This window comes from Erythrobacter longus (assembly GCF_000715015.1).
In the GTDB taxonomy this organism is placed as follows: Bacteria; Pseudomonadota; Alphaproteobacteria; order Sphingomonadales; family Sphingomonadaceae; genus Erythrobacter; species Erythrobacter longus.
Map to the genome: position 1 here is coordinate 152738 of NZ_JMIW01000001.1, position 19917 is coordinate 172654.

Below are 19917 nucleotides of genomic sequence, written 5' to 3' on the forward strand. Positions count from 1 at the left end.
GTACATAAGGGGCAAATATGACCAGACCACTGTATTGGCGTCTCGGGGCGCTTTCGCTCTTACTTGCGGCCCCGATTGCCCCCTTGCATGCAGATGGTGATGTTCGAAACGTAAGTGCGCCTGCGGGTGAAACGGCGTTTATTCCGGTTCAGGCAGATGACCAAAAGGGACGCATTCTCCTGACGCTGCCGCGCCCGGATAAAGACGGCGTGGCGATGCGCCTTATCTACAGCACGGCTTTGCGCACCGGCCTTGGCTCTGCGCCGCTCACGCTTGATCGCGGGCGCACAGGCAATACGCAATTGCTCGCCTTTCGCCAGATTGGGGGCAAGGTCGCGGTTGAATTTGAGAACCCGCGTTTTCGCGCAAGCCAGGGTGATGCAGCGCAGCAAGATGCCGTGGCGAGCGATTTTGGTACCTCGCTTGTCTGGATGACCGACATCGTCGAGACGCGCGGCGACGGCAGCCTTGTGATCGACATCGCCTCGTTCTTAACTCGCGATGCCTTGGGCATTACCGGATCGCTTAATCAAAGCAGCGCCTCCTTCGGTCTTGATGCGGCAAGCAGCATTGCGGGCAAGGGCTTCAAACTTGATGACAAGCTGAGCCTTGCTGATCCTGCATCGGTGCGCGTGTTTCCCGACAATCTTGAGGTTGATGCGGTGCAGACTTTCGTGTCGAAAACACCGGGCGCGGAAGTTTCGAATATTGTGCCTGAACCCGATACGGTGACATTCCGCGTCCACCACAGCTTTATCCGCCTGCCTGAACCAGGCTTTGTCCCCTTGCGGTTCGACCCGCGCATTGGCGGGTTTTCGACGCAGGTGGTGGACTATTCCGCATCGCTGGCAGAGCCGGTGGTCTATGACCTTGCCAACCGTTTCCGATTGGAAAAGGTTGACCCGGACGCCGCACGCTCTCGTGTGAAGAAGCCGATCGTCTTCTACCTTGATCGTAACACGCCCGAACCCATCCGCTCCGCAGTCCTCGAAGGGGCAGGATGGTGGAGCGATGCGTTCGATGCGGCAGGTTTCATTGATGCCTACCGGGTGGAGATGCTCCCCGAAGGCGCAGACCCGCTCGATGTGCGATACAATATGATCAATTGGGTGGACCGAGCGACACGCGGATGGGCCTACGGACAACAGATCGCTGACCCGCGCACCGGAGAGATTATCAAGGGTATGGTCGTCCTCGGTTCCCTTCGCGCACGGCAGGATATCCAGATTTTCCAAGGGCTGGTCGGCGCCGGTCAAATGGGCACAGGCGGTCCGAATGATCCGGTCGAAGTGGCGCTTGATCGCCTGCGTCAATTGGGCGCGCATGAGGTTGGGCACACGCTGGGCTTTGCGCACAATTTCGCTGCCAGCACGCAAGACCGCGCGTCCGTGATGGATTACCCCCCGCCGCGCATTGGCCTTGTCGATGGTCGCCCGGACCTGTCCGACGCTTATGCCAAAGGGATCGGGTCTTGGGACATCGCGACGGTGCAGTACCTCTATGGCGGCGCAGACACAGCAGAAGTCGCAGAGACGGTGCGGCGCTTCCGTTATGTCCAAGACGATAACGCCCGCGCTGCTGATACGGCCTATCCATGGGGCGGGCTTTGGGACGACGGCGCAGATCCGGTTGATGAGCTCAATCGGTTGATGCAGGTGCGTAAGGCCGCCATTGACGGTTTTGGCCTCGATGCGCTCAGCCCCGGAGAGCCTGTCGCCAATCTTCGCCGACGTTTTGTCCCTATCTGGCTTTTGCACCGCTATCAGGTGATCGCGGCTGCCAAGCAGGTCGGCGGTCTGCAATTTGAATACGCAATCAACGGGGGAGGGCGCGAGGAAGCTGTGCCTGTATCTCCTGCTCGCCAGCGCGCTGCGTTGGAGGCGATTTTGGCGACGATCAACCCGGATGCCATGCGCGTGCCTTCTGATCTCTTGCCGCTGCTGTCTGCGGCGCAAAACGGGACGAGTGACCGTCAGTATGACGTAGAGGTTTTCGTGACTGCCGGGGGCCCCGTGTTCGATCCTCTGGTCGCAGCAGACGTTTCGACACAGCTAAGCGTTCAGACCCTGCTTTTCCCGCACCGCCTCGCGCGGATTGTCATTCAGCACCAGAACGATCCATCGACTTTGAGCCTCGATGAAACGCTAGACGCTTTGGTAAGCACGGTGTTGGCCTCAACCGGGGATGATCTGGGCCGCCGCATTGCTTTGCGCACGATCGCGACGATGGCGCAAATCGCAGAGCGCCCCGACGCAACCCCCGAAGTAAGCGCTGCGCTTGACCAAAAGCTTACAGAAGTGGGTGAGACGCTTTCCAGGCAAAAAGGCGATTGGGCACAAAGCCTTTCGCGCAAACTGCTCGACACCGAAGCCCGTATGCAACTCGCAAAAACCGCACGCCGCGGTGTGCGCGTGCCACCGGGATCGCCCATCGGTGAGGAAAGCTGGATGGACCTCTCAACGCTGCTGAGCGTTGATGAGTGATCGATTGAGCGGAAAGATGATGGCTCCCCGAGTTGGATTCGAACCAACGACCAAGTGATTAACAGTCACCTACTCTACCGCTGAGCTATCGGGGAGCAGCTTCCCAAGCGGTATAAAGGGAAGCGAGAGCGCGCCTATATGGGGGCTTTGCGACCTTGGCAAGAGGGTGATCTGCGTTTTTTGTGGTTCGCATCATTTTCATGGCTGAAAACTCGAACATAAAGGTCCGGGCCACACCACAATTTGCGCGTTAGTCGACCGCGAATTGCTCCGAAACGATGCGTTCGGCAAGGGACTGGCCCGGGTCAAACAACAGCTCTAGCGCAGAGGAGTGGTCGATATCGACGCTCACCTCTGCGATGTCGCGCAGTTCCTTTTGATCGGCCACTGCCGCCACGGGCCGTTTCGCCGGTTCTAGCACCCGCAAAGTGATGCGCATTTCATCAGGCAAGATCGCTCCGCGCCAACGCCGGGGGCGAAACGGGCTGATCGGGGTAAGGGCAAGCATGGAGCTGTCCAAGGGCAAAATCGGTCCATTGGCAGACAGATTGTATGCGGTGGACCCTGCCGGCGTGGAGACAAGAACACCGTCTCCCACCAATTCCTCAATCCTGACGCGGCTTCCCACCGTGACCTCGATTTTTGCTGTCTGACGCGTTTCACGAAGCAGGGATAACTCGTTGATAGCGCACATTTTGTGCATTTCGCCATCCTGCGTCACCGCGGTGATCCGAAGGGGCGAGATCGTTTTTCCCCGCGCCTTTTCCAACCGCCGCGTGACATTGGCGCGGTTGTCATAACGGTTCATCAAAAATCCGACCGTGCCCCTGTTCATTCCGTAAGCGGGCACGATGCGGCGCATATCGAGCATGTTGTGAAGCGTGTGCAGCATGAAACCATCACCGCCCAGAACGACGACCGCATCGGCTTCGTGTAACGGGACCCAGTCACGCTGAGAATAGAGCTTGGAAAAGGCTTCCTGCGCGCGCGGCGTTTCTGATGCGACCAGAGCGACTTTCTCAAATCGATTGATTGCCGCGTCATGCGATCCGCCGTCCGCATCCATGCTAATTGCCGTATCCATATGCGTACTCCGCAAGAATTTCCCCCATTGCAACGCTGCTTTCCCTTGCCATTGGCTGGCCCTCGTAAGACACAGTGCATGACGAAAAAGCAACGCGCCCCCCAATTTCGGCGCTTGTGGTGAACCCTGATGTTCCAAAATCGGTCAGATTGCAAACAGACAAAGCAATCGGGATAATCAGGGCTAAAGGACGAGGAATGGCTAACGGCAAGACATCCAATACGGTGCGGCTCGCAAATTCACTCAGAGGCCCAGTGGGGACCGATCTGGCAGGCGAATTTCCGGGTGTGAAGCCGGGCGCGCTTGACGCAGATCTTTTGCGCGCATTGGACCGCCGCGAGATTGAGGTTTTGTTTCAGCCGCAGTTTTCCTGTCGCACCGGGGCGCTTGTGGGCGCCGAAGCCTTGGCCCGATGGCAGCACCCTTCCTTAGGGGAGATCGGCGCGCGCGATTTGTTCGCAGTGGCCGAACGCGCAGCGCTTGTTGCGCCTTTGTCACGCCATGTGGTGGCGCGGGCTCTGGAAGATGCGAGCGAGTGGCCCAAAGAGCTCTCCGTGTCGCTGAACATTACGCCTGAAGAACTTGGCGATCCGCGTTTTGCGGCCGACTTTGCGCAAGTGATCGCGAAAAGCGAGATAGAGCCTCAGCGCCTTATGCTGGAGATTACAGAGGACGTACTGCTGCGCAATCTGGAGCAGGCAGGGTCTGCTTTGGGCGCGCTGAGAAAGCTTGGTTTCAAGACGGCGCTTGATGATTTCGGCGCAGGGTTTTGCAACTTTCGCTATTTGCGAGAGCTGCCCTTGGACGCGATCAAGCTGGACAAGATCATGGTCGATGGCGTGCCGGGCGATGCAAAGGCATTGGCGGTGCTGCGCGCGATTATGCAGCTTGCCAAGGCGCTTGATCTGGACATCTACGCCGAAGGGATCGAAGACGATGTCCAGCGCGCGGCGATCACGTCAGAAGGGTGCGATTACTGGCAAGGGTTCTTGCGCGCACAGCCGATGAAGAGTGATGATGTGCTGGCGCTCGCCGCAACGGCACGCGGGCGCGGGCATGGGTAGGCCTTAGAAATCGCCAACATCGCATTGCAGGCAGGTGATGCCTCGACGCCGCCACATATCGACCATTTGCTGCCGATCATCGACCGTGAAGTGGGTGGTAAGTCCTTCTGCTAGCAGCTGATCCAAAATCTCTTCTTTGATGATGTGGTCTGCTCTAAAGTCTTTGGCTTTGCGCATCAGCATACGGCTGAACGGTATTTCGTTCCATATCAGCCACTGTTCGGTAATCTTTCTGGAGGTTTCGCTCCTGCTAGTGACCAGAATCGGACTGTACTCGGGCGAAGACCAAAGCGTCAGGTAGAGCGAAACAACTGGCTCATTCGGAGTGTCGTCCCCCATGGCAGCGTTGAATGCCTTCCAATCGGGGGAAGGTTTATCCAAGTGGCCCCGGCGGCGCTCGATGTCCGCCAAAGTCCCGTCAATATCGAACAGCACGGTTTTGGGTTGACTGGGATTGTTCATTTGGGCGTTCATTTTCTGCTTAGAACGGTCCTACTTGTTCTTGCGGTGCTTGCGCACAATCCCCGACAGCCCCTTGGTGAGTTGGAACAATCCATTGAGGCGGCTTTCCGGGCTGCTCCATGCGCGGTTGATGACGAGTTTCATATCGGGGCGCAGTTTGGCGGTTTCCTGACCGTTCTGGTTCTTTGTCTGGTTCAGCCGGTCGACATAGGCGACAAGGCCGGGGCCATCGGGGAAGTCGTCCTTGTGGAAAGTCACTAGCGTACCGCGAGCGCCAACGTCGATCTTGGCAATGTTGGCCTCGATCGCCTGGTGCTTGATTTCAATCAGGCGAATGAGATTTTTGGTGGGGGCGGGCAGGTCGCCGAAGCGGTCGATCATTTCTGCGGCCATTCCCTCGATCTCGGCCTTGTCGGATGCTTGGTTGAGGCGGCGGTATAGCGCCATGCGCACTGCAAGGTCGGGCACATAGTCTTCAGGGATCATAATCGGCGCATCGACCGTGATCTGCGGCGAGAATGCGTCAGCGGCTTTCTCGAGGCCCATTTCGCCAGCCTTTGCGGCCATGATCGCATCTTCGAGCATCGATTGGTACAGCTCAAAGCCAACCTCGCGGATGTGGCCGGATTGTTCATCGCCCAGGAGGTTGCCCGCGCCCCTGATGTCCAAGTCATGCGAGGCAAGCTGGAACCCTGCGCCAAGCGAATCGAGATCGGAGAGGACCTTGAGCCGTTTCTCTGCAATTTCAGAAAGCTGCACGTCTTTTTCATAGGAGAGATAGGCATAGGCGCGCAGTTTTGATCTGCCCACGCGGCCGCGCAATTGGTAGAGTTGGGCGAGGCCAAAGCGATCAGCGCGGTGGATGATGATGGTGTTGGCGGTCGGCAGGTCGAGCCCGCTTTCCACGATGGTGGTCGAAAGCAGAACTTCGTATTTGCCCTCGTAAAAGGCGCTCATCCGCTCTTCGATTTCGCCTGCGCTCATTTGGCCGTGGGCGCTGATCGGTTTTACCTCGGGGACGTTTTCGCGCAGCCATTCTTCGACATCGGCCATGTCGGAAATGCGGGGCACGACGATAAAGCTCTGCCCGCCGCGGTGATGTTCGCGAAGCAGCGCCTCGCGCATCACCATATCGTCCCACTCCATCACGTAAGTGCGCACGGCCAAGCGGTCGACCGGAGGGGTTTGAATGGTGGAAAGCTCGCGCAGGCCCGTCATCGCCATCTGCAGCGTGCGCGGAATGGGCGTGGCGGTCAGGGTGAGCATATGTACGTCAGAGCGCAGTTGTTTGAGCTTCTCCTTGTGTGTCACACCAAAGCGCTGTTCTTCATCAACAATGACGAGGCCAAGGTTCTTGAACTCGGTCGATTTGGAGAGGATCGCGTGGGTGCCAACGATGATGTCCACGTTGCCGCTCGAAAGGCCCACGCGGGTTTCCGTCGTTTCCTTGGAGGAGACGAGCCGCGAAAGGCGTCCTACGTTCAGCGGAAAGCCGGCAAAGCGGTCTTTGAAACTTTGATAATGCTGGCGTGCGAGCAGGGTCGTGGGGGCAACCACGGCAACCTGCTGGCCGTTCATGGCGGCGACGAAAGCGGCGCGCAAAGCCACCTCGGTTTTGCCAAAGCCGACATCACCGCATACAAGCCGGTCCATCGGCCGCCCGCTTTCCAGATCGCGCAGCACATCGGTGATGGCCGCATCCTGATCGTCTGTCTCTTCCCACGGGAAACGGTCGACGAATTGGTTGAAGCTGGCCTCTTCTGCCTGGAAAACGGGCGCTTTCTTAAGAGCGCGCTCTGCTGCAACCTTCATCAACTCGCCAGCAATGGCGGTGATGCGTTCTTTGAGCTTGGCGCGGCGTTTTTGCCATGCTTCGCCGCCCAGACGGTCGAGCATGACCGCGTCTTCGGAAGAACCATAGCGGCTGAGTACGTCGATGTTCTCAACCGGGATGAACAGCTTGTCGCCGCCTTTATATTCCAACTGGACACAGTCGTGCTGGCTCTTGCCCACGGGGACGGGTTCGAGGCCCATATATTTGCCAATGCCGTGCTCGACATGGACCACAAGATCGCCTTTGGTGAGCGCCTGAAGCTCCGCCAGAAACGCATCGGAATCCTTGCGCTTCTTCTTGCGCCGCACAAGCCGGTCACCCAGCACATCCTGTTCGGTGAGGATTTCCAGCTCGTCACTGGAAAACCCTGTGTCGAGCGGCAGGACCATTGCGGCGATCTTGCCTTTTGCGGCCAATCCTTGGGCCTCTTGCCAAGTGTCAGCGATTACCGACGGTGCGCCTGCTTCATCAAGGATGGAGGCTATCCGTGCGCGGCTTCCGGTGGAATAAGCCGCGAAAAGCGCCTTTCGGCCAGACTTGGTAATGGCGCTGAAATGCTTGGCCGCCGCTTCATAGACATTGTCGCCGCGAGCGCGTTCGGGCGAAAAGTCACGGGCGGCCTTGAATCCGAAGTCCAGCGTAGCGGCGCTTTCGGCTTGCGCAAAGACGCTGGCCTTGTGAACGGTTTTGGCGGCAAGTGCGGATTTGAACTCATCCTCGCCCAGATACAAAGCGTCTTTGGAAAGAGGACGGTAACTGCCGCTCTTCTCGCTCGCGATCCGTTCGCGCTGCTTGTGGTAATCAGTGATGTCAGACAATCGCTCTTCCGCTGCACCAATCGCGCCTGCGTCAATAAGGACCACATCATCCGCGCCCAAGTGATCGAACAGAGTGGAGAGTTTATCTTCAAACAGGGGAAGCCAATGCTCCATCCCGGCAAGCCGCCTGCCTTCGCTGACTGCCTCATAGAGGGGATCTTGCGTGGCGTTTGCCCCAAACAGTTCGCGATAGCGTGAACGGAAACGCTTGATGCTCTCATCATCGATCAAAGCTTCGGATGCGGGGAGCAGGAGGTGGTCTTTCAGCCGTCCGGTTGACCGCTGGGTGCTGGTGTCGAAGAGGCGAAGGCTCTCCAACTCATCGCCAAAGAAGTCGAGCCTTAGCCCTTCGTCCAATGACGAAGGGAAGATATCGACAATTGATCCTCGCACCGCAAATTCGCCGTGGTCGATGACTGTATCTGTGCGCGAATACCCCTGGCGGGTGAGAAGGGCGGCAAGACTGTCGTGCCCGATGGTCGTGCCAACCTTAAACTCGCGCACGCTTTCGCGGATGCGAAACGGGGTGAGCACACGCTGAAGCATGGCGTTCGCGGTTGTGACCAACAACTGCGAGCTTGAGGAAGGGCGTTGTATGCGGAACAGGGCCGACAAACGCGCAGCGCTCACCGATAATGCAGGTGAGGCGCGGTCATAGGGAAGGCAATCCCATGCTGGAAACTCAAGAACCTCAATCTCGGGCGCAAAAAAGCGCGCAGCCTCTGCCACTGACCGCATCGCCGCATCATCGGCTGCGATAAACACGGCGCGTTGTTTTGCGGCCCGCGCCAGATCGGCCAGCACCAAGGGCTGGGCTCCGCGAGGGAGCGATGACAAGGTGAGCGGCGCCTTGGCCGAGAGGATGCGGGAGATATCAGGCATAGTCAGTTCAAAAGCAGCGAGGCCCCGCGGGGTTCCCGAGGGGCCTGTCAAAGGATTAGAGCTTGCGCGCTTAGCTTGGAATATCGACGTAGTCGAGGCGCTGCATCTTCTCGATCATGTCGCCTTGGAAACGCTCCGGCACAGCCTGTGTCTGAAGGCCCCATGCCATGACATCCACGTCATCTTCGGCAAGCAGGTCTTCGAACCAGTCCATCTCCGCCTCGCCCCATGTTTCGTGGTAGCGATCAAAATATCCGCCGATCATGTAGTCGGCCTCGCGGGTTCCTCTGTGCCACGCGCGAAACTTTGCGCGGGCTTTCCTGACTTCCATACTGGGCTGAGTTTCTAAAGTGGGCATATCCGACATGCCCGCACAGGTAAGACACTCGAAAGCTGCGCGCAAGCCGCCTATAGAGCAAACCCATGCGGCCAGACGTGCTCAATCCCCTGTTTGCTGAAAGCCAGACGCTGGACGGCGTTGGGCCAAAGCTTGCCAAGCCGTTGGAGAAGCTGGGCCTGACGCGGGTGCGCGATCTGATTTATCACCTGCCGGAGCGGTTTGTGACGCGCCGCGCGATCACCAATCTGGATGAGGCGGGCGAGGGTGAACAGGTCATCGTCGCGCTGACCCCGACAGAGCACCGTTCCTCGCGCAATCCGGGGCGCGGGCCTTTCCGTGTTCTGGCGCAGGATGACATCGGCAATATCTGCGCGATCACTTACTTTGGCCGCGCGTCTTACACGGGCAAGAAACAGCTTCCCGTGGGCGAGAAACGCTGGGTCGCGGGGCGGCTCGATCGGTATGGGGATATGCTCCAGATCGTGCATCCAGACCATGTCGAGGAAACGAGCGACGCCAATATGGGCCGGATGACGGAAGCCGTTTATCGCCTGTCAGAAGGGCTGACCCAGCCGCGCGTTGCTTCGTTGGTGGAGCAATCGCTGTCCAAGGCACCCGAATTGCCCGAATGGATCGAACCGGGGCAATTTGAACGCGAAGGCTGGCCGTCATGGCAAGAGGCTGTGAAGGAGGCTCACAAGGGCCCCAATGAGGCAGCGCGCAATCGCCTTGCCTATGACGAACTGCTGGCGAACAGTCTCGCGCTTCTTCTGGTGAAAGCGGACAGTCGCCGTCGCAAAGGGCAAGCGCTCCAAGGCGATGGAAGCCTTCGTGCTAAGCTCGACCTGCCTTTTGAGATGACGGGGGCGCAAAAACGCTCTGTCACCGAGATCGAGGGGGACTTGCAGCAAGAAGCACCCATGCTGCGCCTGCTTCAAGGCGATGTGGGGGCGGGTAAGACCGTTGTTGCCTTGCACGCGATGCTGATCGCCAATGAAGCGGGTAAGCAGGCAGCGCTCCTTGCTCCCACTGAAATCCTCGCGCGCCAACATTACGAGACCCTCCGAAAAATGGCAGCGCCGTGCGGTGTTGAGGTCGCACTCCTTACAGGGCGTGCCAAGGGGCGCGAGCGTGAGGGTTTGTTGATGGGCCTGATCCAGGGCGAAATCGACATTCTGGTCGGCACCCATGCGATCTTTCAGGATAGCGTTACCTACAAAGATCTCGGGCTTGTTGTAATCGACGAACAACACCGTTTTGGCGTGGCACAGCGGCTGGCGCTTGCGGGGAAGGGCAAGCGTGCGCCGCACACCCTTGCCATGACCGCAACGCCGATCCCGCGCAGCCTTACCTTAGCGCAATATGGTGAGATGGATGTCAGCCGCCTCGATGAATTGCCTCCGGGACGGCAGGCCATAGACACACTCGTATTCCCGCAAAGTCGGCTGGACGAGATGGTCGCAGCGGTGGGACGGCACCTTGCCAGCGGGAGCCAGGCCTATTGGGTCTGTCCCATGGTGCGCGAAAATGAAGTGACTGACATTGCGGCGGCAGAGGCGCGCTATGCCGCATTGTCCGAACATTTTGGCGATGCCGTGGTGATGGTCCACGGCCAGCTTCACCCCGACATCAAAGACGCCAATATGGCACGCTTTGCCAGCGGTCAGGCAAAGCTGCTGATCGCAACCACCGTGATCGAGGTGGGCGTTGATGTGCCAAGCGCCACTTTGATGGTGATCGAACAGGCAGAACGCTTTGGTCTGGCACAGCTTCACCAATTGCGCGGGCGTGTGGGGCGGGGCTCGGAAAAGAGCCGCTGCGTTCTGCTTCGCGGGGATGAACTTTCCGAAACCGGTAAGAAGCGCCTGACCTATGTGAAGGAATCGCAGGACGGCTTTCTTTTGGCGGAAAAAGACCTTGAGCTTCGCGGTGGCGGGGAACTGCTTGGCACGCGCCAATCGGGCGAGGCCGCGTTTCGCATCGCTGACCTTGATCAGGTGCAAAAGCTGTTGCCCGCAGCCCATGCCGATGCGCGTCTTTTGATGGAACGCGACGGTGGCCTCACCTCAAAACGCGGCGAGGCGGCGCGGATACTGCTTTATCTGTTTGAGCGCGATTGGGGCGTGCAGCTTTTGCGCGGGGGGTAAAGCTATTGCGCAATGGTCTGCTTTGTGCGCGATTCGCCGCGCCCTTGTGATACCAGCTGCCTGATTAGTGCATCAACGGCCTCGCTAATGACGGTCCAGCATTTCTCGAAATCATCGTCATCGCCGTAATACGGATCGGCGACTGAACTGTCTGTGTGATCTTCAAAAACATTCATCAACAGCCCGACTTGCGCCGTCGCCTGCCGTGGCGTTCGGGCACTGATGCCAGCCATGTTCGCTGTGTCCATTGCAAGGATGTGCGTAAACCGTTCGAAATCCTCATCGGCCAGCTGGCGTCCCCGCAATTGCGAGATATCAACACCGTAGCGCGCAGCGGTTGAGATGGCTCGTGGGTCTGGTGGTTCTGCGATGTGATAAGCGGCGGTACCTGCCGAATCCACCTTCACGCTAAGGCCTGCCTTTTCGGCGGCGTTACGAAATGCGCCTTCTGCCATTGGTGATCGGCAAATATTGCCGAGGCACACAAACAGAACCGCTGGCTCAACGTTATTTTCCCATTGCATCTGTGACACTTAGCATCACTAAGGTTAGTTGCAACAAATCATAGTTAAAAAGTGGGCAAATTCTTTCCCACATCTTGCGCAATGCTAATCTTGATTAACTGCAAAGGCTTTTGTTTTGCCGAGAACTTCTTCGGTCATGCGCCGCACGTTAACTTTCGCTTTCAGCCTTGCTCCCAAAAGCGCTGTGCCAGAGACTTTGCGTTGCACGAACAAGGTTTCGATAGGCGGGAAGGCCCAGGTTGCCTTGTCCTGAGCAATCTCCCAGCCTTCATCGCGGAGCAGTGGGATAAAGCTACGATCGCCAAAATCGAAGGGCGCATCCTCGCGCATTTCGTTGATCACAATGTCGATCATCCGGGCAACGCGTTCAGGGTGGCGTTCGGCGACGATGGGCATCATGGACCCTGATTCAATGGTCGCTTTCAGCACTTCATCGCGGTTTCCATTGAGCCCTGCTTCAAGCATTCTGCGATAGCCATTGGCCACTACAGGATCGACCGTGCGGCAGGCTCCAAAATCGAGCAGGATGATCTCGTCCGTATCGCGCCGGTATCGGAAATTGGCAAAATTGGGGTCGGTTTGCATGACGCCAAATTCGAACAATTCGCGGCAAACCAGACGCATCATTCGTCCGGCAATATCGTTGATGCGTTCGGCAGGCAGGTCGCTCAAATCTTCGATACTGGTCCCCGCCTCAAAACTCATCGCAAGGATTGCGCCGCGCGTGAGCCCTTCGTGAAGGGTTGGGACGACGAAACCTTTGTCACCGGCCAAGCGGTTGCGATACATCTCCATCTGCTCACCCTCTCGGGTGTAATCTGCCTCTTCGTGAAGCTGTTTTTTTGCAGCGGCGAGAAGCTTTTCGATTTCAAGCTCGGGCGGGGCGAAACCTGCGATTTTGAGCAGGGTCATCACATTGTCGACGTCGCTGTCGATGCTTTTGGCAACGCCGGGATATTGGACTTTGATCGCTAATTCCTGACCATCCCTGGTCATCGCCTTGTGCACTTGACCGATGGAGGCCGCAGCAATCGGGCGCGGGTTGAACCATTTAAACTGGCGGCGCCAATCATTGCCCCATTCCTTTTTAAGGACGGTGTCGAGCTGTTTGGTAGGCATGAAATTGGCCTGATCGCGCAGGCGCGCCAGAATGCTGGAAAGCTCCTCAGGCAGAAAGTCGCCTGCATCCATGCTGATCATCTGGCCCATTTTCATGGCTGCGCCGCGCATGTGCGACAGGCGATCCGTCATACGGGTTACGTTGCCCGGCGTTAGGATAAGCTCGCGTGCAGAAATGCCTTCTCCACTGGCGAGCCGCCGCGCGCCTTCAGCGGCCATCCCGCCTGCGACACCGCCAACCAACCTGCCGAACGAACCGATGCGCGCAATGCGGCTTGAAGGGACTGCGCGCTCGCGTGATCGTTCGGCCCGGCCCACGTTTGTTGTGTGCGCACCCGTTCGCTCACTATCTGGTACCGCGTTTTCTGCACTCGTATCGGGGGTTTTATCAGGCACGCGGTCTCTCAATGTGTTAGATGCGAATTTATAACGGGAATGTGGGGAACCGGTTCCGCTTTCCAAGCGCTGTAGCGATACATTGTGTGTCAGCGTACTCGGGTGTGCGCAGTGTTCGTCAATTCAAGAAGATACCTCAATGAACAATCAAACCTCACTAACTCCCGCGTCGCGTTGGCTTGGTTACGCAGGGCTTTTGCCGCAGATCATCTGCCTTGGCTTGGCGATCACGGGGCATGAATATGCTTACACCGCGCTCGCTGGCGGGTTTGCCTATGGTGCGGCGATTTTCAGCTTTCTAGGCGGTGTTTGGTGGGGGCAGGCTATCCAGAGCGGGAGAGCAGGAACGATTGCAGGAGAGCCTGCGGGTGCGGGCGCGTATTTGATCGCGGTCATGCCAAGCCTTATTGCCGTTGCCCTGTTTCTGCCGTGGAGCTTTGGGTGGGAATGGCCCGGACCCGCTTTGCTTTATCTGGGCGCTTTTATTGCGTTGTCGCCTCTGGTGGACCGGGCCCTTGGCTTTGCCGCGCCTGATTTTATGCGCCTTCGCTGGCATCTGTCCTTGGGGCTGGGCGGGCTCACCATTGCTCTTGGCTTTGCGTCAATGCACCTTATGCGCAGCGGGCTTTCGGTTTGACTTTACAAAAGCCTATCAATGAATGCTAAGCCTGCGACCAACCGATTTTCTTTGAGGGAGCCGCCATGCTGGCCCGTTTTTTCGCTGTTCTTTGCGCGTTTTCATTTGCCCCCTTTGCGCTGACATCGCCCGCGTTTGCTGAGCCGATTGGCTATTTTCAGGTCGAAGGTGTCACCTACGACGAAAGCGTTCCGGCATATGAAGATGCAGCAGGCTACGAAATCGGCGAGCGGCCTGTGCGCCTTGGCGAGATGGTCCCCTATTTGCGCGGACTTGCGGCGAATTCGGACCGGATCGTGGTTGAGACATTGGGCTATTCGCATGAGCGGCGCCCGATCCTGTCTTTCATCGTCACGAGCCCTGAAAACCACGCCAATCTGGAAAGCATTCGCCAAACGCATTTGGCGCGCCTTGAGGGCAGGGCAGGGGCTAATGATGCGCCAATGGTGCTGTGGCTGAACTTTGGTGTGCACGGGGCAGAGACGTCTGGGATGGAAGCATCGGTTCCCGTGCTTTACCACTTTGCCGCGGCTCAAGGGCCAGAGGTTGAGGCGATGCTGGACAACACTGTCCTTATCTTCACCGTGCCGTTTAACCCGGATGGCCACACCCGCCGGATTGACCATGTCGATACCTACTGGTCATACGCCGACAATTCCGACCCCAATGATGCCGCGCACGACCTTTGGGTAGAAGCGCGCACCAATCATTACTGGTTTGATTTGAACCGCCAATGGCTCCTTTTGACGCAGCCTGAATCTCAGGCGTGGATCAAGCAGTGGCACAAATGGAAGCCGATGCTGTCCGTGGATTATCACGAGATGGGATCGAACGCGCCGTACTACTTCCACCCGGGGGAAGAAAAGCGCAAGAACCCGCTGATCCCGGACCGCGCGCGTGATTTGACGTACAGCATCGCAACGCGTCATGCGGCCTATCTGGATAGCGAGAAGCACCTCTACACCACCGAAGAGCGGTTCGATAATTACTATATCGGCAAGGGTTCGACCTATCCGCAGGTCAATGGCTCGCTTGGCATTTTGTTCGAAGCAGGGGCAGCGCGCGGCGGCGCAATCCAGACCGAGCGCGGCCTTGTCAAAACGGCGCAAAATGTGCGCACTCAGTTCCGCACAAGCCTGACCAGCATTCAGGGCGCGCTTGACCTTCGCCAAGAGATCACCGCCTACCAACGCGACTTCTTTGCAGAGAACGCGCGACAGGCAACAGGCGGTGGCTGGGTCTTTACCGCAGAGGGCGATCCAGAACGCGCGGCGCGCTTTGTCCGTCTTCTCAACATGCACGATATCGAAGTCAGCGCGCTTGGCTCTGACCTTAATGCAGGCGGCAAAACCTATAAGGCAGGGGCAAGCTATTTTGTCCCGATGTCGCAGACGAACAACCGCCTCATCCGTGGCATTTTTGAACGGGTGACGCAGTTTGAAGAGAACATCTTCTACGATGTGTCGGGCTGGACCCTGCCGCTGGCCTATGACCTTGATTACGCGCAGATAAGCCGCGCGCCATCGGTCGCAGGCCGGGCACAAGGTGCTTTTCAGAGCGCCGCTGCACCCGATGTTGCTCCCTATGGCTATGTGTTCGACTGGTCGCACACATATGCGCCGCGCGCGCTGAACCGTATTTTGTCAAAAGACATTATGGCACGCGCCGCGATGGAAGGCACGATTGTGCGCACCACCACCGGCGAGGTGACACTTGGACGCGGTTCGATCTTTGTACCGCTCGACCGGCAAGAAGTGTCTGCCGATGCAATCCACGAGGTAATGCAGACGATCGCCGACAGTGACGGCGTGCCGGTTCACTCAGCAATCTCTGGCCTTACGCCTGTTCCGGGACGTGACCTTGGCGCTTCCAATGTTTTCCGCGCATTGGAACAACCGCGCGTGGTGCTCGCCTACGGCGACGGTCTTGCCTATTATGACGCAGGCGAGATGTGGTGGACATTGGACCACGGGCACAACATGGCCGTCACTTTGGTAAGCAAGGACCGCCTCGGCAGCCTTGATTGGAGCGAATACACGCACCTCATCCTTGTTGGCGGCAATGCAAGCTTGAGCAAATCCGTCACCGACAATATCACGCGCTGGATTAACGGTGGCGGCACCCTGATCGCGACCCGCAACGCCAGCCTTTGGGCGCAGGAGCATATCCTTGGCCGCGCCAAAGAGGGTGAGGGTGAGGACGCCGAAGAGGGCGAAACGCTGCAACGGCTGAACTTTGAAGACTTGGATGTGCGCGATGCAGAGCACGTGATTGGCGGCGCAATCTTTGCCAGCGACCTTGATACCTCGCACCCGCTGGGCTTTGGATATTCTGACCGCGACCTGCCGGTGCATCGCAATGTGACTTTCACTTTGCAACGGCCGGATAAAAACCCTTACGCCGTGCCGGTTCAATACACTTCCGACCCGCTGCTTTCAGGCTACGCATCTGAGCGCCGCCAGAAAGAGATCGCTGGCACACCTTCGATTGTGGCAGAGCGAAAAGGGCGCGGCACTGTGATTCTGATGGCGGATAACCCTGTCTTCAGGGGCACTTATCCGGGGACAGAGAAGCTGTTGATGAACTCGCTGTTTTTCTCAAAGCTGATCGATGCGCCGCGCGGTGAGTATTCGGAGCAGGATGACCACGTCCACAATTAGACACAAATCAGGAAGCGGCCCGGTGCCGGGGTGTGGATAGCCATGGTGGCAAGCGCACACGCGCCCGCCTATAGTTCGCGCCATGGCTACTCAACCGATTCCATCCGCTGTCCCGCATCCTGAACAGCAATATCTGGACCTGATGCACCAGATTTGGACCTCTGGTAGCGAGCGCGTAGACCGCACCGGTATCGGCACGCGCTCGGTTGCAGGCGCAATGTTGCGGTTTGATCTGGCCGATGGGGCGATGCCGCTGCTCACCACCAAACGCGTCTATTGGAAGACCGCAACGCGCGAAATGCTGTGGTTCCTGACGGGTGAGACCAATATTCGCCCGCTTGTCCTGCAAGGGGTGAAGATCTGGAACGAGTGGCCCCACGCGCGCTATGTGAAAGCGACAGGCGACGACATTGCGCTCGACGACTTTGTTGAACGCATCGCCGATGACGAAGCCTTCGCGCAAAAATGGGGTGATCTAGGCCCAGTTTACGGCAAGCAATGGGTGGATTGGCCCACATACCAGCGGCGCGAAGATGGGCTTTTCGAAAAAGGTCCCGGCATCAATCAGGTTGCCGATGTGGTCGAAAGCCTCAAGCACAATCCCGGAAGCCGCCGCCATATTATCGAAGGCTGGAATGTGGCCGAGGTGGACCAGATGGCTCTGCCGCCGTGCCACAAGACCTACCAATTCCACGTGGCCGGCCAAGAAACTGGGAAACGCCGTCTCAATTGCATGCTCTACCAACGGTCCTGCGATGTTGCATTGGGCCTGCCGTTTAACCTGTGGTCTGCGGCGCTTTTGAACAGGATGCTGGCGCAGCAGACCGGGCTTGAGGCGGGTGAGCTGATCTGGATGGGCGGGGACGTGCATTTGTACCTGAACCATGCGCATTTGATCGAAGAACAATTGAGTCGGACGCCCTCTGGCAACCCGACGCTCGAAATCACCAGAAAGCCCGAAACAATTTTCGATTACAAAATCGAGGACTTTGTGGTGCATGATTACGCGCCTCTGCCTCCAATCAAGGCTCCTGTTGCGGTTTAGCAGGCGCGGCTTGACCGAGCATTTTGCCCGCGCCAAACGCTCTTTCACACGCTTTTTCTGGGAGAGCAGACATGGCCGATCCGGCCTCAAATCGCCCTACGCTAGCCTTGCACGTACCCGAGCCCAAATCGCGGCCCGGCGATCCTGTTGATTTCAGCGAATTTCATGTTCCCGAAGCAGGCGCGCAAAGCCGCCCTGACGAAGGCACCAAGCCTGAGGATATGAAAGATTTCGCCTATGATCTCGTCCGCGTTCTGGGCGAAGACAATAAGGCGCACGGGCCCTGGGACCCGAAGCTTGATCCCGACACGCTTCGCACGATGCTTGGCCATATGGCGATGGTTCGCGCGTTTGATGAACGCATGTTTCGCGGACAGCGTCAGGGCAAGACCAGCTTCTATATGAAGTGCACCGGCGAAGAGGCGACCAGCGTGGCGGCCTCCATGGCTCTGGCCAGCGACGATATGGTGTTCCCAAGCTATCGCCAGCAGGGCATTCTGATCGCGCGCGGATACCCGCTGATCGAGATGATCAACCAGATATATTCGAACGCGGGCGACAAGCTCAAAGGCCGCCAGCTGCCGATCATGTATTCCAGCCGCGAGCACAGCTTTTTCTCAATCTCGGGCAACTTGGCCACCCAAACCCCGCAGGCAGTAGGCTGGGCCATGGCGAGCGCGATCAAGGGCGACAGCCGGATCGCAGCGACATGGGTGGGCGAGGGCTCAACCGCAGAAGGCGACTTCCACTCGGCCTGCACCTTTGCCAGCGTATACAACGCGCCAGTGATCCTGAACGTGATCAATAACCAATGGGCCATTTCGAGCTTTAGCGGCTTTGCAGGGGCTGAACGCACCACCTTTGCGGCGCGCGCCTTGGGTTACGGCATCGCTGGCCTGCGCGTCGACGGCAACGACGCGCTTGCGTGCTTCGCGGCGCAGCAATGGGCGGCAAACCGGGCGAGGGCGAACCAGGGGCCGACGCTGATTGAATATTTCACCTACCGTGCTGAAGGGCACTCCACGTCGGATGATCCATCGGGCTATCGCTCGGCGCAAGAGCGCGAGGAATGGCCGCTGGGTGATCCGGTGATGCGGCTCAAAAACCACCTTATTGCCATTGGCGAATGGGACGAAGAGCGTCAGCAAGCGATGGATCTGGCGTGCGCCGAAGAGGTCAAGGCAACCACCAAAGAGGCCGAGAAAAACGGCATTCTGGGCCACGGCCTGCACCATCCGTTCCACACCATGTTCGAAGATGTGTTCGAAGAACTGCCTTGGCATCTCAAGGAACAGGCCGAGCAAGCGACCCGCGAGCGCAAGATCAAATGGCCTGACCAGCACCCGATGGATGGAGCCGGCAAATGAACGCGCAGAGTAAGGAAATGACCGAGACAAGCGCACCCACTGGACGGCGCATCAACATGATCGAGGCGATCAATGAAGCCCTCGACACGATGCTGGCGCGCGATCCTGACGTGATCGTGATGGGCGAAGATGTGGGCTATTTCGGCGGCGTCTTCCGCTGCACCGCGGGCCTGCAGGAAAAGCACGGCAAGACCCGCGTGTTCGATACCCCGATCAGCGAATGCGGTATCATCGGAGTTGCTGTGGGGATGGGCGCTTACGGCCTTCGTCCGGTCCCGGAAATCCAGTTTGCGGACTACATCTACCCCGGCATCGACCAGCTGATCAGCGAAGCGGCACGCCTTCGTTATCGTTCGGCGACCGAATATATCGCGCCCATGACGGTGCGGTCCCCATTCGGTGGCGGGATTTTCGGGGGGCAAACCCACTCGCAATCGCCCGAAAGCATGTTCACCCATGTCTCGGGGCTGAAAACGGTAATCCCCTCTACGCCCTATGATGCCAAGGGTCTGCTGATCAGCGCGATCGAAGACAACGATCCGGTGATCTTCTTCGAGCCAAAGCGCATCTACAACGGCCCGTTCACAGGCTTTTACGACAAGCCGGTTGAGCCATGGAAAAAGCACGATGCCAGCGTGGTGCCGGAAGGGTATTACAAAATCCCGCTGGGCAAGGCGCGGCAAGTGCAAGAGGGCGAAGCGCTTACCGTGCTGGCCTATGGCACCATGGTTCACGTGGCAGAGGCGGTGGCAAAGGACAAAGGCATTGACGCCGATATCCTTGATCTTCGCACGCTGGTGCCGCTCGATATCGAGGCGATTGAAGCGTCGGTCAAAAAGACAGGCCGCTGTCTGATCGTCCACGAAGCGACGCGCACCAGCGGCTTTGGCGCGGAATTGTCGGCGCTCGTCACAGAACGCTGTTTCTATCACCTCGAAGCCCCCGTTGAACGGGTCACCGGTTTCGACACACCCTATCCCCACAGTCTCGAATGGGCCTATTTCCCGGGCCCTGTCCGCATCGGCGAGGCAATGGACAAGATTTTGAAAGACTGA

Annotated in this window: 14 protein-coding genes and 1 tRNA gene; 8 read left to right on the forward strand and 7 right to left on the reverse strand. The window is 58.2% G+C overall.

The features are described from left to right. Positions 1-17: 17 nt before the first annotated feature. Positions 18-2483, forward strand: a complete 2466-nt coding sequence (locus EH31_RS00740) for a zinc-dependent metalloprotease (RefSeq protein ID WP_034957523.1) — start codon at positions 18-20, stop codon at positions 2481-2483. Positions 2484-2503: 20 nt separating this feature from the next. On the opposite strand, the gene EH31_RS00745 is transcribed toward EH31_RS00740, so the two are convergent. Together EH31_RS00745 and EH31_RS00750 are read right to left on the reverse strand one after the other, a co-directional pair. After that, positions 2504-2578, reverse strand: a tRNA-Asn gene (locus tag EH31_RS00745). Positions 2579-2733: 155 nt separating this feature from the next. Further along, positions 2734-3567 (reverse strand): NAD kinase, encoded by an 834-nt coding sequence (locus EH31_RS00750; RefSeq protein WP_081853159.1) that lies wholly within the window; start codon positions 3565-3567, stop codon positions 2734-2736. Between the two features lie 197 nt (positions 3568-3764). Here EH31_RS00750 and EH31_RS00760 point away from each other — a divergent pair, with 197 nt between their 5' ends. Beyond that, positions 3765-4631 carry an EAL domain-containing protein gene (locus EH31_RS00760; RefSeq protein ID WP_034957526.1) on the forward strand — a complete coding sequence of 289 codons (867 nt, stop codon included), beginning with the start codon at positions 3765-3767 and terminating at the stop codon, positions 4629-4631. 3 nt (positions 4632-4634) lie between these two features. Here EH31_RS00760 and EH31_RS00765 read toward each other — a convergent pair whose 3' ends face one another. From EH31_RS00765 to EH31_RS00775, 3 genes are all read right to left on the reverse strand, one after another. Further along, positions 4635-5105, reverse strand: coding sequence for a phosphatase domain-containing protein (locus tag EH31_RS00765; protein WP_152553415.1), 471 nt, complete (start codon positions 5103-5105; stop codon positions 4635-4637). A gap of 18 nt (positions 5106-5123) precedes the next feature. Further along, positions 5124-8627 (reverse strand): transcription-repair coupling factor, encoded by a 3504-nt coding sequence (gene mfd, locus EH31_RS00770; protein ID WP_034957528.1) that lies wholly within the window; start codon positions 8625-8627, stop codon positions 5124-5126. A 70-nt stretch (positions 8628-8697) separates the two neighbouring features. Continuing rightward, complete coding sequence (locus EH31_RS00775; RefSeq protein WP_241765792.1) at positions 8698-8958, reverse strand: FAD assembly factor SdhE; 261 nt, start codon at positions 8956-8958, stop codon at positions 8698-8700. Between the two features lie 92 nt (positions 8959-9050). On the opposite strand from EH31_RS00775, the gene recG reads away from it, so the two are divergent. Continuing rightward, positions 9051-11114, forward strand: coding sequence for an ATP-dependent DNA helicase RecG (gene recG, locus EH31_RS00780; RefSeq protein WP_034957530.1), 2064 nt, complete (start codon positions 9051-9053; stop codon positions 11112-11114). 2 nt (positions 11115-11116) lie between these two features. On the opposite strand, the gene EH31_RS00785 is transcribed toward recG, so the two are convergent. Both EH31_RS00785 and EH31_RS00790 read right to left on the reverse strand, forming a co-directional pair. Beyond that, positions 11117-11638 (reverse strand): low molecular weight protein-tyrosine-phosphatase, encoded by a 522-nt coding sequence (locus EH31_RS00785; RefSeq protein WP_034957531.1) that lies wholly within the window; start codon positions 11636-11638, stop codon positions 11117-11119. Between the two features lie 84 nt (positions 11639-11722). Beyond that, positions 11723-13075 (reverse strand): ABC1 kinase family protein, encoded by a 1353-nt coding sequence (locus EH31_RS00790; RefSeq protein WP_034958689.1) that lies wholly within the window; start codon positions 13073-13075, stop codon positions 11723-11725. 217 nt (positions 13076-13292) lie between these two features. On the opposite strand from EH31_RS00790, the gene EH31_RS00795 reads away from it, so the two are divergent. From EH31_RS00795 to EH31_RS00815, 5 genes are all read left to right on the forward strand, one after another. Next, positions 13293-13790 carry a DUF3429 domain-containing protein gene (locus tag EH31_RS00795; protein ID WP_034957532.1) on the forward strand — a complete coding sequence of 166 codons (498 nt, stop codon included), beginning with the start codon at positions 13293-13295 and terminating at the stop codon, positions 13788-13790. Positions 13791-13855: 65 nt separating this feature from the next. Then, positions 13856-16450 (forward strand): M14 family zinc carboxypeptidase, encoded by a 2595-nt coding sequence (locus EH31_RS00800; protein ID WP_034957533.1) that lies wholly within the window; start codon positions 13856-13858, stop codon positions 16448-16450. Between the two features lie 82 nt (positions 16451-16532). Next, positions 16533-17495, forward strand: a complete 963-nt coding sequence (thyA, locus tag EH31_RS00805) for a thymidylate synthase (RefSeq protein WP_034957534.1) — start codon at positions 16533-16535, stop codon at positions 17493-17495. 71 nt (positions 17496-17566) lie between these two features. Beyond that, positions 17567-18862: a 3-methyl-2-oxobutanoate dehydrogenase (2-methylpropanoyl-transferring) subunit alpha gene (locus tag EH31_RS00810; protein ID WP_034957536.1), complete on the forward strand. Its 1296-nt coding sequence runs from the start codon at positions 17567-17569 to the stop codon at positions 18860-18862. Then, complete coding sequence (locus EH31_RS00815) at positions 18859-19917, forward strand: alpha-ketoacid dehydrogenase subunit beta (RefSeq protein WP_034957537.1); 1059 nt, start codon at positions 18859-18861, stop codon at positions 19915-19917. Before EH31_RS00810 ends, EH31_RS00815 begins: the two co-directional genes overlap by 4 nt.

What these genes read in the sequence shown, in the direction of transcription:
- EH31_RS00740 (WP_034957523.1), top strand. Translation starts at nt 18, where the DNA reads ATGACCAGACCACTGTATTGGCGTCTCGGGGCGCTTTCGCTCTTACTT.
- EH31_RS00750 (WP_081853159.1), bottom strand. Translation starts at nt 3,567, where the DNA reads ATGGATACGGCAATTAGCATGGATGCGGACGGCGGATCGCATGACGCG.
- EH31_RS00760 (WP_034957526.1), top strand. Translation starts at nt 3,765, where the DNA reads ATGGCTAACGGCAAGACATCCAATACGGTGCGGCTCGCAAATTCACTC.
- EH31_RS00765 (WP_152553415.1), bottom strand. Translation starts at nt 5,105, where the DNA reads ATGAACGCCCAAATGAACAATCCCAGTCAACCCAAAACCGTGCTGTTC.
- mfd (WP_034957528.1), bottom strand. Translation starts at nt 8,627, where the DNA reads ATGCCTGATATCTCCCGCATCCTCTCGGCCAAGGCGCCGCTCACCTTG.
- EH31_RS00775 (WP_241765792.1), bottom strand. Translation starts at nt 8,958, where the DNA reads ATGGAAGTCAGGAAAGCCCGCGCAAAGTTTCGCGCGTGGCACAGAGGA.
- recG (WP_034957530.1), top strand. Translation starts at nt 9,051, where the DNA reads ATGCGGCCAGACGTGCTCAATCCCCTGTTTGCTGAAAGCCAGACGCTG.
- EH31_RS00785 (WP_034957531.1), bottom strand. Translation starts at nt 11,638, where the DNA reads ATGCAATGGGAAAATAACGTTGAGCCAGCGGTTCTGTTTGTGTGCCTC.
- EH31_RS00795 (WP_034957532.1), top strand. Translation starts at nt 13,293, where the DNA reads ATGAACAATCAAACCTCACTAACTCCCGCGTCGCGTTGGCTTGGTTAC.
- EH31_RS00800 (WP_034957533.1), top strand. Translation starts at nt 13,856, where the DNA reads ATGCTGGCCCGTTTTTTCGCTGTTCTTTGCGCGTTTTCATTTGCCCCC.
- thyA (WP_034957534.1), top strand. Translation starts at nt 16,533, where the DNA reads ATGGCTACTCAACCGATTCCATCCGCTGTCCCGCATCCTGAACAGCAA.
- EH31_RS00810 (WP_034957536.1), top strand. Translation starts at nt 17,567, where the DNA reads ATGGCCGATCCGGCCTCAAATCGCCCTACGCTAGCCTTGCACGTACCC.
- EH31_RS00815 (WP_034957537.1), top strand. Translation starts at nt 18,859, where the DNA reads ATGAACGCGCAGAGTAAGGAAATGACCGAGACAAGCGCACCCACTGGA.